The organism is Natrinema hispanicum (genome assembly GCF_900111485.1).
In the GTDB taxonomy this organism is placed as follows: domain Archaea; phylum Halobacteriota; class Halobacteria; order Halobacteriales; family Natrialbaceae; genus Natrinema; species Natrinema hispanicum_A.
Genome location: NZ_FOIC01000010.1, coordinates 18,534 through 32,221, shown reverse-complemented (window position 1 = coordinate 32,221; position 13,688 = coordinate 18,534). Strand labels below are relative to the sequence as shown.

Annotated in this window: 9 protein-coding genes; 3 read left to right on the top strand and 6 right to left on the bottom strand. The window is 64.0% G+C overall.

All coding sequences use genetic code 11. From position 1 onward, the window contains the following. Positions 1-212: 212 nt before the first annotated feature. Positions 213-965 carry a helix-turn-helix domain-containing protein gene (locus BSG09_RS10870; RefSeq protein WP_092933001.1) on the top strand — a complete coding sequence of 251 codons (753 nt, stop codon included), beginning with the start codon at positions 213-215 and terminating at the stop codon, positions 963-965. 14 nt (positions 966-979) lie between these two features. Here BSG09_RS10870 and BSG09_RS10865 read toward each other — a convergent pair whose 3' ends face one another. Continuing rightward, positions 980-1,351 carry a hypothetical protein gene (locus tag BSG09_RS10865; RefSeq protein ID WP_139246209.1) on the bottom strand — a complete coding sequence of 124 codons (372 nt, stop codon included), beginning with the start codon at positions 1,349-1,351 and terminating at the stop codon, positions 980-982. Positions 1,352-1,502: 151 nt separating this feature from the next. Between BSG09_RS10865 and BSG09_RS10860 the strand changes: the two genes are divergently transcribed. Next, on the top strand, positions 1,503-4,073 hold the full coding sequence (locus tag BSG09_RS10860) for a heavy metal translocating P-type ATPase (RefSeq protein ID WP_092932997.1): 2,571 nt from the start codon (positions 1,503-1,505) through the stop codon (positions 4,071-4,073). Positions 4,074-4,251: 178 nt separating this feature from the next. Continuing rightward, positions 4,252-6,168 (top strand): L-aspartate oxidase, encoded by a 1,917-nt coding sequence (locus tag BSG09_RS10855; RefSeq protein ID WP_092932995.1) that lies wholly within the window; start codon positions 4,252-4,254, stop codon positions 6,166-6,168. A 30-nt stretch (positions 6,169-6,198) separates the two neighbouring features. Here BSG09_RS10855 and BSG09_RS10850 read toward each other — a convergent pair whose 3' ends face one another. The 5 genes from BSG09_RS10850 to BSG09_RS10830 all read right to left on the bottom strand — a co-directional run bounded on the left by BSG09_RS10850 (position 6,199) and on the right by BSG09_RS10830 (position 13,576). Then, positions 6,199-6,792: a DNA-3-methyladenine glycosylase family protein gene (locus BSG09_RS10850; protein ID WP_092932993.1), complete on the bottom strand. Its 594-nt coding sequence runs from the start codon at positions 6,790-6,792 to the stop codon at positions 6,199-6,201. A gap of 158 nt (positions 6,793-6,950) precedes the next feature. Beyond that, on the bottom strand, positions 6,951-9,092 hold the full coding sequence (gene katG, locus BSG09_RS10845; RefSeq protein ID WP_092933181.1) for a catalase/peroxidase HPI: 2,142 nt from the start codon (positions 9,090-9,092) through the stop codon (positions 6,951-6,953). Positions 9,093-9,597: 505 nt separating this feature from the next. After that, the gene (locus tag BSG09_RS10840; RefSeq protein WP_092932991.1) at positions 9,598-10,941 is read right to left on the bottom strand and encodes a RimK family alpha-L-glutamate ligase; all 1,344 of its coding nucleotides are present in this window, start codon (positions 10,939-10,941) and stop codon (positions 9,598-9,600) included. Positions 10,942-11,027: 86 nt separating this feature from the next. Then, a complete protein-coding gene (locus BSG09_RS10835; protein WP_092932989.1) occupies positions 11,028-12,497 on the bottom strand; it encodes a flippase in 1,470 nt (489 codons plus the stop codon). A 326-nt stretch (positions 12,498-12,823) separates the two neighbouring features. Next, positions 12,824-13,576, bottom strand: a complete 753-nt coding sequence (locus BSG09_RS10830; protein WP_092932987.1) for a GNAT family N-acetyltransferase — start codon at positions 13,574-13,576, stop codon at positions 12,824-12,826. Positions 13,577-13,688: the final 112 nt, after the last annotated feature.

Genomic DNA, 13,688 nt, shown 5'->3' with positions numbered 1-13,688 from the left:
AAGCCTCCTCCTTCCGTTCCGTAACGCTTCGCGTCATGCCACATCAGTCGTCGGCCCGCTCGCTCACCCGTCGGGTTCGCTCGCGATGGGGATCGGTGGACAGCCTTCCTTTCCCCGGATCGCGCGACTCTCACTGTCGTTCGAACCCCGCTCTCGGCCACTGCTGTCGCTCGCCAGCAGCCCTTTGTCGCGTCGACTCCTACCGTCGCGTAATGAGAGAGTTCGTCTTCGCCCTCGAGTACGATCCTGACACAAATCCGGTCGCGGACGTGCTCGAGGCCAACCCGGAGACGACGGTGCGGTCGCTCGCGTGTCACGTCACGCCCGAGAGCCTCTGGCGGGTCGACCATGCGACCGGCTCGCCCGCCGGGATCGAGGCACTCGAGGGAGCCTACCGCGAGCCGACCTACTGTGCGGACTGTCTGGTCAGGGACGACTGCGGGGCTGACTGCGAGACGCAACTCCTCGATCGCTCAAGCGACGAACTCGTCGTCTACACCTACTGGGATCGCACTGACGTCTGTACGTCGGTTCCCCACCTCGCACTCGAGTATCTCGGCGAAGGACTGCTCTTCGAGACCTATCGAGAGGGACGGCGCTACCGCTGGCGGATCGTTCTCGGGCGCGACGCGTCGGTCGGTGACTTCTTCGATGCGCTCGGCGACGAGGTCGGCGAGTGTGCCGGCATGGAGATACTCCGGCTGACCGATCTCGACCCGGGTCGCGAAGAAGACGACGCGGACAAATCACTGCCGGCCGAACAGCGGGCGGCACTGCAGGCCGCCGTCGAATACGGCTACTACGAGACCCCACGGCGGACCGACCTCTCGGAACTCGCAGAGAAACTGGACGTGCCACGCTCGACGCTCTCCTATCGGCTCCGGCGGGCTGAAGCGACCCTCGCGACTGCGTTCGTCGCCGACGACTCGCTCGAGTACGACGAGACGATCGCCGTCGGTCGGTGATCGCCTCGAGGAGGTCAGGACTGGTCTTCGATGAGCCGAATGTCCTGAAAGTCGTACGTTTGGCAATACTGGTCGCCGAAGCTATCGTTGGTATCGCCCCACACGTGGAGGACGTGTGTGGCAACGATCTGTGACCGAACGGTTCCCCACCCAAACCCCTGTGGTGGGCTCGCTGACTCGCCGTCGGATGTCCGTAGACAGTCCTCGTCGTCGACTGTGACCGAAACTGCAAAGACCGAGTCACAATCGAAGCATTCCGCCTCGGCAGTCACATCCGCTGCCAGGTGCTCGTTGTCGACCCCCATAAAGTCCGTCGCAGTCGTGAACTCCCACATTGCAGACTCACAAACGGGACACTGCGGCCCAAGGTCGATATTCGCAAACATGAGTGCCCGTCGCTAATCAGACGCATCCAATAAAGAGCCGTATTCCAAACGGCAGAGAGCAGCACGCGACAGCGACGACGCCACCTCCGCCGGTGCCGAGTTGGCGCACGCCGAATAACCCGTATGCGTGACGAGCGAGTAGGCGCGAGTAATGAGTGATGTTTCGCCGCCGGACGCGGGCGAGGGGCCGGACGCGACCCGCACCCTCGAACTCCGCGTCCCGGAGATGGACTGTTCGTCGTGTGCTGGCAAGGTGACCAACAGCGTCGACCGGCTCGAGGGAATCGACGAGCTGGACGCACGCGTAACCAGCGGCCGACTCGTCGTCGAATACGATCCGACGGAGACGAGCGACGGCGAGATCCGCGAGCGGGTCCGCGCGGCCGGCTACGAGATCGTCGGCGATGGCAGCCGCGACGCCGACGAGCTGACCGTGTCGGTCCCCAGCATGGACTGTGCCTCGTGTGCGAGCAAAGTCGAAACCGCCCTCGAGGGGGCCGACGGCGTCGGCGATATCGAGACCCGGCCCACGTCGGGCCGCGTAACCGTCGCGGTCGACGAAGGGACTGCTCCCGAGTCGATCGTCGACGCGATCGAGTCCGCCGGCTACGACGCGACGCCGCTCGACACCGACGGTGAGCCGATGGCAGACGCCGAGCCCGTCTGGAAGAGCCGACGGGCCGCTATCACGGGCATCGGTGCCATCGTCGTGGCCGTCGGGATGGCCCTCGAGTTCGTCCTCACTGGACTCGATCCAACCCTCTTTGCAGTCAGTGGCCGGAGCTACCAGCTCTCGACGCTGCTCTTTATTGTGACCGCGGCCGTCGTCGGCGCGCCGATCTTCCGGAGCGGCTACTACTCCGCGCGCAATCGGAGTCTCGACATCGACTTCCTGATGACCGTCGGCATCATCGCCGCCGTCGCGGCCCACCACCCCTTCGAGGGGGCCATGCTCGCCGTCCTGTTCAACATCGCCGAGTTGCTCGAGACGTACTCGATGGACCGCGCACGGGACTCCCTGCGAGAACTGATGGACCTCTCGCCGGACACCGCGACCGTCAAACGCGAGGACGGCTCCGAGGAGACGATCCCAGCCGACGACCTCGCGGTCGGCGATCGCGTCGTCGTGCGGCCAGGTGAGAAGATCCCCGCTGACGGGACCGTCCGCGAAGGCGAGAGCGCCGTCGACGAATCCCCGATTACAGGCGAGAGCGTCCCCGCTGACAAGACGCCGGGCGACGAGGTCTTCGCCGGTACCATCGCGGAGTCGGGCTACCTCGAGGTCGACGTCGAGCACGCGGCGAGCGACTCGACGATCGCCCGGATCGTCAAACTCGTCGAGGACGCCGAACGCGAACAGACCAAACGCGAGCAGTTCGTCGACCGTTTTGCGAGCGTCTATACGCCGGTCGTCGTCGCACTCGCGATCGCGGTCGCCGCCGGCCCGCCGCTGGTCGTCGGCGCGTCGTGGCACACCTGGTTCCTGCGCGGGCTGACGCTGCTGGTCATCGCTTGTCCCTGCGCATTCGTCATCTCGACGCCGGTCAGCGTCGTCTCGGGGATCACAAGCGCCGCGCGTAATGGCGTCCTGATCAAGGGTGGCCGCTACCTCGAGTCGGTCGCCGAGAGCGACGTGCTCGCGGTCGACAAAACGGGGACGCTGACGACCGGCGACCTGTCGGTGACAGATGTGATCCCGCTCGAGGGAGCCGACGAGGGAGACGTGCTCCGGCGGGCGAGCGCGGCCGAACGCCGCAGCGAACACCCGCTCGCGCAGGCGATCGTCGGCTACGCAAACGAGCAAGGAATCGATCCCGACGAGCCGGCCGTCTCGGGATTCGAAGCGCTGACCGGAAAGGGAATCCGCGCCGACATCGACGGGGAAACGCACTACGTCGGCAAACCTGATCTATTCGAGGGGCTGACCGACCTCGAACACGCCCACGTCACGACTGACGGCGGGACGGCGCTTGAGGCCACGTCGACAGCCAGCGAATCGCGGCCCGACTGCGACCGCGAGGGCTGTCTCGACGTGCTGAGCGAGATCGTCCCGCGACTCGAGGCCGAAGGCAAGACCGTCATCGTCGTCGGCACCGAGGACGGTCCGCTGGGTGTCGTCGCCGTCGCGGACCGAGTCCGTCCCGAAGCCTCGTGGGCGGTCTCACGACTGCAGGAACAAGGCGTCCGCGTCGTGATGCTCACCGGCGACAACGAGGGCACTGCCCGCGCGATCGCCGAACAGGTCGGTATCAACGAGTACCACGCCGAGTTGCTTCCCGACGAGAAACTCGAGTGGATCAGGCGGCTCGAGGGAGAAGGAACCGACGACACGAGCAGCAACGTCGCCATGATCGGCGATGGGATCAACGACGCGCCAGCGCTTGCGACTGCTGGCGTCGGCATCGCGATGGGCGCAGCGGGGACGGATACGGCCCTCGAGACGGCCGACGTGGCACTGATGGGCGACGATCTGACGCGGCTCCCGTATCTCTATCGACTCTCGCGGACGGCAAACGGCGTCATCCGCCAGAACATCTGGGCGAGTTTGGCCGTGAAGGCGGTGCTGGCCGCCGGCGCACCCATCGGCCTCGTGACGGTGATCCACGCGGTCGTCATCGGCGACATGGGAATGAGCCTCGGCGTGACCGGCAATGCAATGCGACTCGCGAACGTCGAACCGGACCTTCCAGAAGACGTCAGTCGCCGCCATCTCGAGGAGTGAGCTGTTACCGCCCGGTGATTCGTCGACCCAGGGCACCACCTGACTGGCCGCACCCGCCCGGAGTGTCTTGATCCGGGTAGAATTCTAAACGCGCGAGTTCTGGCCTCATTTCCTCGTTTTCGGCCGTTTGCATAGTTTGGTGAGCGAGCTATGTTCGACCAGCCCTTACATCAACTTGGTGACAAAAATACCGCCTGCGGACCACGGTGTATCGACGGCCGGCGATGCCGGTGGCGTCGACGGACGACTGCCGACTCAGGGCGGGGACGAAGCCGACGGTCGTGACCGCGAGGTCGCATACGACGTCATCACGACGCCGGTGCTCGTCATCGGGGCGGGCGCTGCCGGGGCTCGCGTCGCCATCGAACTGGCCGAATCGGGTCTCGAGCCGCTCGTCGTCGGTAAACGAGATTACGGCGATGCCCACACGACGTGGGCAGCCGGCGGGATCAACGCCGCCCTCGGCTCGCTCGATCCCGAGGACGACTGGCCGATCCACGCAGCGGACACGTTGAACGAAGGCCACCACCTGAACGATCCGGAGGCCGTCGAGCTGACGGCCAAACACATGCCCGACCGAATTCGCGAGCTCGACGAGTGGGGTATGTCGTTCGCCCGAACCGACGACGGGAAAATCAACCAGCGCTACTTCGGCGCGCAGTCGTACCGCCGGACCTGTTTCGTCGGCGATCGCACGGGCGAGGTCATGCTCGAGACGCTGATCGACCGGGCACAGGCCCTCGAGATTCCCTACCGCGAGAACGTGATGATCACGCGACTGCTCTCGGATGGCACCCGTGTCGACGGCGCGGTCGGGTTCGACATGGAGACTGGCGACGGGTTGCTGTTTCGGACGAACCACGTCGTGCTGGCGGCGGGTGGCTTCTCGGCGGCCTATCGACGCCACTCCTCGAGAGACGACGAGAACAACGGCGACGCCCAGGCGCTGGCGCTCGAGGCAGGAGCCCGACTCCTCGACACCGAATTCGTCCAGTTCCACCCCACCGGGATGGTTGGCGAACGCTACGGCGACGAGTGGGACGGCCGACTCGTGACGGAGGCCGTCCGCGGGGAGGGTGGCCGACTCTACAATGCGGAGGTCTCCGCAAGTGACGCGAGCGGAGGCTCGGAAGCGCTCAGCGCTTCCGGTGGCGAGCGCTTCATGGAACGGTACTCACCGGACCAGATGGAACTCGACGCCAGAGACGTGGTCGCACGAGCGATCGCCCAGGAGGTTCGCGAGGGGCGGGGGACCGAACACGGCGGTGTCTATCTCGACATCTCCCATCGCGATCCCGACTACATCCGCGAGCGACTGCCGACGATGGTCGAGCGATTCGAGGACCTCGGCATCGATATCACGATGGAACCGATGGAAGTCGGGCCGACGGCCCACTACACGATGGGTGGCGTCGACATCGACTTCCGGACGGGGGAAACCGGCGTCGAGGGACTGTACGCCGTCGGCGAGGCCGTCGCGGGCGTCCACGGGGCAAACCGCCTCGGCGGCAACTCGCTGGCTGAAACCGTCGCGATCGGCAAGCTCGTCGGCAGCCACGTCAGCGAGCAGGTCACTGCGGACGACGACGCGCCGACGGTCTCCGATGGCCAGCGAGCCCTGGCCGAACGCGAGTTCCGTGCGCTCGCGGATCTGGCCGCTTCGGATGGCGACGTCGCTCCCAGGGCGCTCCTCGAGGCTCTCGGCGAGCTACTGTGGACTCACGCCGGCATTCTCCGTGACGAAACGGGACTGCGCGACGGGCTAGACCGACTCGCGGAACTCCGCGCGCGAACGGCCGACCTCCGAGTCGACGGCGACCGCACCTCTCGGTCGTTCGAGTACGCCGTCAATCTCTCGATGAGTCTCGTCGTCGCCGAGGTGGTGCTCCGAACGGCTCTCGAGCGAACCGAGTCTCGCGGCGCACACTACCGGACGGATTACCCGGAAACGGATCCGGCCTGGCGGCAGAACCTCATCGTCACTGCCGACGAGAGCGGGCTCTCGCTTCACCGCCGGGGCGTCGCCGAACCGAGCGAGCCAGTCCGTGCGGCCCTCGAGGAAGGGTACGAACTCGACTATCACCACCTCGAGTGAGCGACTCGAGACGAACAGTCCGAACCGGTATCAGGCCTCGTATTCCGCCCAGATGTACCGCGTCGCGGTGCTCCGGTAGGGCCGCCACGGCTCGGCGATCTCACGCATTTCGGATCGCGGTAGCTCGTCGCCGTCGTTATACAACTGCTCGATCCCTCGTCGAACCGCGAGATCGCCAAGCGGGAGCACGTCCGGTCGCTCGAGGACGAAAATGAGATACATGTGGGCAGTCCACTTGCCGATCCCCGTAATCTCGGTGAGTTCGGCGATCACGTCCTCGTTAGTGTGATCGGCGAGTCCGGCACGTGTAAGATCACGCTCTTGAAACGCGCGGGCGGCGTTTTCGACGTAGTCGACTTTCGTCCGCGAGAGACCGGCCTCGCGGAGTGCGTCTCGAGACGCGTCGAGTACTGACGCTGGGGTAACAACACCCTCGAGGATATCGAAGACGCGGTCACGGACGGCCGCGGCGCTGGCCGTCGAGAGCTGCTGATTGATGATCGAGACGCAGAGGCGTTCGAACTCGTTTTCGACCGGCTCGAGCGGGTGGGGGTCGCGGCGATCGATGACGGCGGCCAGCACGGGATCCTCACGAAGGACGGATTCGGGGTCAGGCTCGGCCATCGTCGCCGATAGGTCGCACCGAGTAATGAAAAACGCGGTGCTCGATTGCGGTCGATCGGTAGACTGCGAGAATCCGGTCGGGAGTGCCGACCGAGTGACGCGTGCTCCCAGGAAAAGCGATGTGCGGTTAGTGTGTCGGTGCTATCGCGAGCGACCGATTACTCGAGGTCGAAGCGGTCGAGTTTCATGACCTTGCTCCATGTGTCGACGAAGTCCTGCACGAACTTCCCCTCGCCGTCTTCAGCGCCGTAGACTTCCGTGATGGCGCGAAGTCGGGAGTTCGACCCGAAGATGAGGTCGACGCGCGACCCTTTCCATTCGACCTCGCCCGTTTCGCGGTCGCGCAGCTCGAAGACCTCCCTGTCGTCCGAGACCGGTTCCCACTCGTAGTCCATGCCGAGGACGGTCTCGAAGAAGTCGTTGGTCAGCGTCTCCGTCTGGTCGGTGAAGACGCCGAGGTCCGTGTCCTGGTAGGTCACACCAAGCGTGCGCATGCCGCCGAGCAGGACTGTCATCTCGTCAGCCGAGAGATTCAGCAGATCTGCCTTGTCCACCAGCAACTCTTCGGCCTTGCGGTCGGCCTCGTCACTGCGGTAGTTCCGGAACCCGTCGGCCTTCGGCTTGAGCGCCTCGAAGGACTCGACGTCGGTCTGTTCCTGTGTGGCGTCGGTCCGGCCCGGCTCGAACGGAATCTCCACGTCGTAGCCGGCATCTGCCGCCGCCTGCTCGACGGCTGCGTTGCCGCCCAGCACGATCAGGTCGGCGAGCGAGACCCGCGTCCCGTCGGCTCGTGAGTCGTTGAACGCCGCTTGAATTCCTTCGAGGGTTTCCAGTACCGTCTCGAGTTCGTCGGGCTCGTTGACCTCCCAGCTCCGCTGGGGTTCGAGGCGAATCCGGGCCCCGTTTGCGCCACCGCGCTTGTCGCTGTCGCGGTAGGTCGATGCCGCCGCCCAGGCGGTTTTGACCAGTTGGGAGATCGAGAGGTCCGACTCGAGGAGTTCCGCTTTGAGGTCGGCGATTTCGTCCTCGCCGATCAACTCGTAGTCCGCGTCGGGGAGCGGGTCCTGCCAGATCATCGTCTCGTCAGGAACCTCCGGCCCGAGGAACCGCTCTGCCGGGCCCATGTCGCGGTGGATCAGCTTGTACCACGCCTTCGCGAAGGTCTGCTGGAACTCCCGTGGGTTCTCCTGGAAGCGCTCGAGGATCTCGCGGTAGTCCGGATCCCGTTTCAGCGCGACGTCCGTCGTGAGCATCATCACGTCTTCTTTCTCCGACGGGTCCTCGACGCCCGGTGCGGCGTCGTCCAGCTCGCCGTTTTGCGTGGTCCACTGCCAGGCACCGCCGGGACCCTTTTCGGGCCACCAGTTGTACTCGAGGAGGTTGGTGATGTACCCCATGTCCCACTGGGTCGGCGTGGTGTTCCACGGGCCCTCGATCCCGCTGGTGATCGTGTCGGCTCCCTTCCCGGAGCCGTGCTCGTTCGCCCAGCCCAGTCCCTGCTCCTCGATCGGGGCCGCTTCGGGCTCGGGGCCGACGTGGTCGTCGGGGTCGTCGGCACCGTGAACTTTCCCGAACGTGTGGCCGCCAGCGATGAGCGCGACCGTTTCCTCGTCGTTCATCGCCATCCGGCCGAACGACTCTCGGATGTTCTCGGCCGACGCTTCGGGGTCCGGCTCGCCGTCCGGCCCCTCCGGGTTCACGTAGATCAGTCCCATCACGGTCGCGCCGAGGGGATCCTCGAGCTCGCCCTCGTCGTCGAAGCGCTCGGAGGCTTCCATCTCGTCTTCGGGACCCCAGTCGACGGCCGCGTCGGGCGCGAAGTCGTCCTCGCGGCCGCCGGCGAAGCCGAACGTCTCGAAGCCCATCGACTCGAGGGCGACGTTGCCGGCAAGAACGATCAGGTCGGCCCACGAGAGTTTGCGGCCGTATTTCTGCTTGACCGGCCAGAGCAGCCGACGCGCCTTGTCTAAGTTCGCGTTGTCGGGCCAGCTGTTGAGCGGCGCGAGGCGTTGTCGACCGCCGGACGCACCGCCGCGACCGTCGGTAGTGCGATACGTGCCGGCGCTGTGCCACGCCATCCGAATGAAAAGTGGGCCGTAATGGCCGTAGTCCGCCGGCCACCACTCCTGCGAGGTCGTCATTACCGCTTCGATGTCTTCCTTTACGGCTTCGAAGTCGAGCGTCTCGAACTCCTCGGCGTAGTCGAACTCCTCGCCGTACGGCTCGAGGTCCTGAGCGTTCTGATCGAGAATATCCAGGTTCACCGTATTCGGCCACCACTCGCGGTCGGATCTAGCCATCATAATCCGATTACTGCTTTTGCATATTAAGATTTTCTACTTCAGTAACGAGACCTTCGTTAAGTGAAAAGAGATCTTATCGATCCGTGAGTTTTTATCACTGCCGGACGCAGGCCGGGGATCTAATGACTGTACCGACCGCCTTTGGATGGGCCGTTCATCGCGTCCAGTTGGGCTCTCGAGAGCACAGTCGTCGCTCACCGGCACCCCGTTCCGGCGGTATCCGGGTGTTCTGGGACGTCAACGAGGGATTACCGACGTGGTTGTTAGCCGCTCTCCGTTCTCCTCGAGTCCGGTGATAGACGGTATCCTGTCCTCGAGTTCGGGTGTTGAGCTGTCATCGCTGATAAATGGGGGATGTGCCTGAGACAGTTCCCACGAGAGAACAGGTCGTGTCGTAGACCGGACATAGCCTCCCTGTGGAACGGGACGCCTGGCCGTCGTCGGGCGTAGCCCGACTGCCTGAGAGATCTTCGATCCCTCTCCGTTTACCGCGAGGCGGATGTCACTCCTCTTCTTCGGGTGTGTCGGCAACGTCACTGTCGATCCGGCGGCTGACGTCGACCTGATAGTTCTCGAGGATATCTCGACCGAGCAGGACGGGGTAGTCCATGTGACCACGGTCCTCGACGCTCGCCGTGACGGTGTGTTGGTTGCCACCGACGCCGACGACGACGTCGACGACGGGCCGGCTCTTGGCTTGTTTGCTGCTGCCGGATCGAATCCGGGTGATGGACTTGATCGGCCCGGCACCGATATCAGCGGCGAGGCTCGTGTCGATGCTCGTCCGCGTCGCGCCGGTGTCGGATTTGGCCAGCACCGATTTCGAACCGCTCGTGCCAGAGAGGACGACCTCCTCGGTGTAGCCGATCACGGCCGGTTCGGTGTCCTGTGCGATCGCTTCCGTCGGCTGGGCCGTCGGCCGGGAGTCGTCGAGAACGTTCGAGAGATCGTGCACGCGGTCGTCGTCGACCGCGCCGCCGGCACGTTCGATCGCCAGTTTGGCGATGTAGGGTGCGGGGCTGACCTGTGTTGCCTCGTAGAGTCCCTTGAAGCCGGCCGTTGGGTTGACCTCGAGGACGAACCAGCCGTCGTCGCCCTCGACGAGATCGACGCCGGCGTAATCGAGATCGACGATGTCGGCAGCGCGGCGGGCCATCTCGGCAGCCTCCTCGGGGAGGTCATCGGTCGCGTTTTCGACGGAGCCGCCGAGGGCGACGTTGGTTCGCCAGTCGTTGTCCGGCGCGTAGCGATACATCGCGGCGACGACCTCGCCGCCGACGACGTAGACACGCAGGTCGCGGTGGCGGACGTCTTCCTGATCGACGAGTTGCTGCAGGAACGCATACCGGTTGCCGACCTTGGCGTTGATCGGATCGTCGGGGCCGACCTTCCAGGTCCCGCCGCCGTGGGTGCCAATCGCCGTCTTGTAGACTGCCTCCTCGCCGTACCGACTCCGTGCGGCATTCAATTGATCGCCGCTTAGCGCGAGTGTGACATCGGGTGTCCGGACGTCGTTCCCCGCGAGCGCGGTCGCCGTCGAGAGTTTGTGGATCGCGGTCAACACGGAATCTGGCTCGTTGAGCGTCGGCACCAGCTGGGAGAACGTGTTCGCGAGACCCAGTTCCTCGGCGGGCTGTTCGGTATTCGAGAGCAACATCCGGTTTGCGATCACGTCGACCTCGGGCTCGAGGACGGGACTCCCGTCGGCGACGCTGATCGACGTATTTTCCGCGCGAAGCCACTCGGTGTCATGTCCGAGATCCTCGACGGCGTTGAGAATTGCTTTCGTTTCCTTGCTCGTATGAAGACTCAATACCCCGACGGTCACGGGATCTGCACCGGCCATACAGCCTAGAGAGCAACCCGTCGGATAAGTATTGGTAGTTCAGGTGGCTCACACGGGACCAAACAGCATCGTGACTCATCTGACGATCAACTGATCACCGACCGAACCTGGCCCGGATCGACAAGCCCGCTTACGACCGCGAGCAGCGCCCAGGTGATGGCACCGAGTGCGATCGCACCGCCCAGCATGAACAGGCTCGAGACCAGCGGCGTCACGAGCAAGACGGTGACCGCCATTACACCCGTAATCGCACAAATCAGTCCCGTCGTGCGAGCGAGCCGCACGACGTTCAGGTCGAGTTCGGTGTGGACGACGTAGAGGTTCACCGCGACGTACACCGTGTGGGTCGCGACCGTCGCGATCGCCGCACCGACGACGCCGATCCACGGGATCAACAGGATGTTTAGCCCGAAATTAGCGACCGCCGTTGCGCCTTTGGCCATGGCACGCGCTCGAGCACGACCGAGATAGTCCAAACTGTCGCTGGTCAGATTCGTAATCGCTTGTAACACGACGAACCCCGCAAGCACCTGCAACACTGGCACCGCCGCCGCATAGTCGGTCCCGAAGATCATCGTCAGGAACGGCCCCGCGACGATCGCAAGGCCGACTGCCGCCGGAATGTAGAGCAACAACACGTTCGTCAGCGAGGTTTCGTAGATCCGTCTGGCCTTCTCGAGTTCGCCAGCGGCTTTCTGTTCGCCGAAGTTCGGTGAGATGGTGAAGCCAAGCGATTCGGCGGGTGCAAGGACGAAATCTGAAATCTGTTTCGAGAGGGTGTAGAACGCGACCGCGGCAGGATTTAAGAAGAGGCCGACCAGGACGATATCGATCTGCTTGTCGATCACGTTCGCGCTTTGTGTCGCCGTCAGCGGCACGCTGTACTCGAGGAGCCGCCGTGAGAGACCATCCTCGTACTCGTCGGCCGCATCGTACCGTCTGTAGAATCCATAGTAGAGGATTCCCATGCCGATGACGCCGGCGAGTGCGTAGCCGACGATGTACCCGAAGAACGCACCGAGCGCGCCGAGGCCGGCGAGGACGAACCCAACAGCGAATAGCAGCCGCCCCGCGCCGCTGATCGCCTGCACGATAGCGCTGTAGCCGAGGTGGTTGAATCCCTGAAACGCCACTTGCGAGAAGGTACTGAACGAAAAGGCGACGAGATAGAGGACGCCCGCCGCGAGAAAGGGGACCGCTTCCGGTTCACCGAGCACGGTTGCGATCCACTCATGATAGAGCAACAACACGTACGTGACGAACGAGATCAGAACGAGCTTGGTCGCGACCGTCGTCTTGAGGAGATACGGTACCTGTCCCGGATCCGTCTCACGATACTCGGAGAGATACCGGGCGACGGACCGCGAGAGGCCGAGATCGGCAAAGAGCTGGATGATAGCCAGTACCCCAATCGCCCAGTACAGTGTGCCGTATTCATTCGGATCGAGCAGGTACCGCGCCAGCACGAACATTAGCAGCGCGCTCGAGAGCATGTAGATCGCACGCGCAACGAGCGTTGCCTTGAAGCCGTGAACGATGTGATCTTCCCTGTTCATTCGACGTACTCACCCCGATGAGGCATCCGCAGTCATCCGACGGTGCAGCCGAGAGCGACCCACGTACTTCTCGCAGCGACGGCTCGGCCAATTGTAATGCGGAGACAACAGACAGCGCACAGTCGTTACGAGAGCAATGATAATCGGTTTTCCGGCACGGGATCCGTCTCAGACCGCGTTCCAACCTGCCCGGGAACGTGGCCGCTGGTAACGGGGTACAAACAGCTGCAAGACAACCGTACATATCGAATAGACACTCGTTACAGTGGCTCGCGACCGGTGTGACCGACCGGACACCACACGGGTGAGAACCAGTTCGAAGTCGCCTAGAGGTGCGCGGAGTCCCACCGGGTCGCTTTTCGCCGGTTCCCGCAGTTGTTACACTCGATCCGCCCCATCGCGTCCATCGCGTTATCGATCGACTCACAGTTCCCACAGAGCCAGGCGTAACGTTCCGCCCGCTCTTCGGTTCGGTAGGCCGTGTAAAACGGTGCCTTCGAACCACGAGCCGCTTCGCCGTAGCTCACGTAGACCGTCTCACCGTCGACCGTGACCTCGTCGATCGCACCCCACTCGCCGTCGTCCTCGAGATCGCTTTCGACGTAGACGTTCTCCGTGAACGTCTCCGACCCGATCTCGATCTCGCGCTGGTCGGCCTGTTCGAAGCCGTGGGCTCGGTAGAACTCGTTGCCGATCTCGTTGTCCTCGAGCACGAAACACTGGATCTCGTCGGCTCCCTTCTCGAGCAACGTTTCGCGGGTTCGAACGAGGAGTCGAACGCCGGTGCCGCTGTCGCGGTGGTCGGGATGGACGTGCAACCAGAGGAGGTGGCCGGCGTGGATCTGCTGGCCGACCAGTTCGCTCTGGGAGAACGCGACGAGTTCACCCTCGTCCTCGACGACCAGAAAGACCACACGGTCGTCCTCGAGGTCGTCGACGAACGAGTCACCGTACCACTGCTCGGTCGCATCGTCGATCGTCTCCTCGGCGAGGAACGACGTGTACGTGGAGTTGAGCGAGTCGTGTGCGATGGTGCGAATCGCCTCAGCATCCGATGCTGTCGCCTCTCGAATTTCCATGGGTTCTCATAGCATGGCCTGGTACAAAACGTATGCCCACAACTCCAGATTCTGCTATCCGTTGTTCGAACGAACCTGGCGTTCGCCGCGAAAGTGACACGAAACGGCTCGA

What these genes read in the sequence shown, in the direction of transcription:
- BSG09_RS10870 (WP_092933001.1), top strand. Translation starts at nt 213, where the DNA reads ATGAGAGAGTTCGTCTTCGCCCTCGAGTACGATCCTGACACAAATCCG.
- BSG09_RS10835 (WP_092932989.1), bottom strand. Translation starts at nt 12,497, where the DNA reads ATGAACAGGGAAGATCACATCGTTCACGGCTTCAAGGCAACGCTCGTT.
- BSG09_RS10850 (WP_092932993.1), bottom strand. Translation starts at nt 6,792, where the DNA reads ATGGCCGAGCCTGACCCCGAATCCGTCCTTCGTGAGGATCCCGTGCTG.
- katG (WP_092933181.1), bottom strand. Translation starts at nt 9,092, where the DNA reads ATGGCTAGATCCGACCGCGAGTGGTGGCCGAATACGGTGAACCTGGAT.
- BSG09_RS10830 (WP_092932987.1), bottom strand. Translation starts at nt 13,576, where the DNA reads ATGGAAATTCGAGAGGCGACAGCATCGGATGCTGAGGCGATTCGCACC.
- BSG09_RS10865 (WP_139246209.1), bottom strand. Translation starts at nt 1,351, where the DNA reads ATGTTTGCGAATATCGACCTTGGGCCGCAGTGTCCCGTTTGTGAGTCT.
- BSG09_RS10860 (WP_092932997.1), top strand. Translation starts at nt 1,503, where the DNA reads ATGAGTGATGTTTCGCCGCCGGACGCGGGCGAGGGGCCGGACGCGACC.
- BSG09_RS10840 (WP_092932991.1), bottom strand. Translation starts at nt 10,941, where the DNA reads ATGGCCGGTGCAGATCCCGTGACCGTCGGGGTATTGAGTCTTCATACG.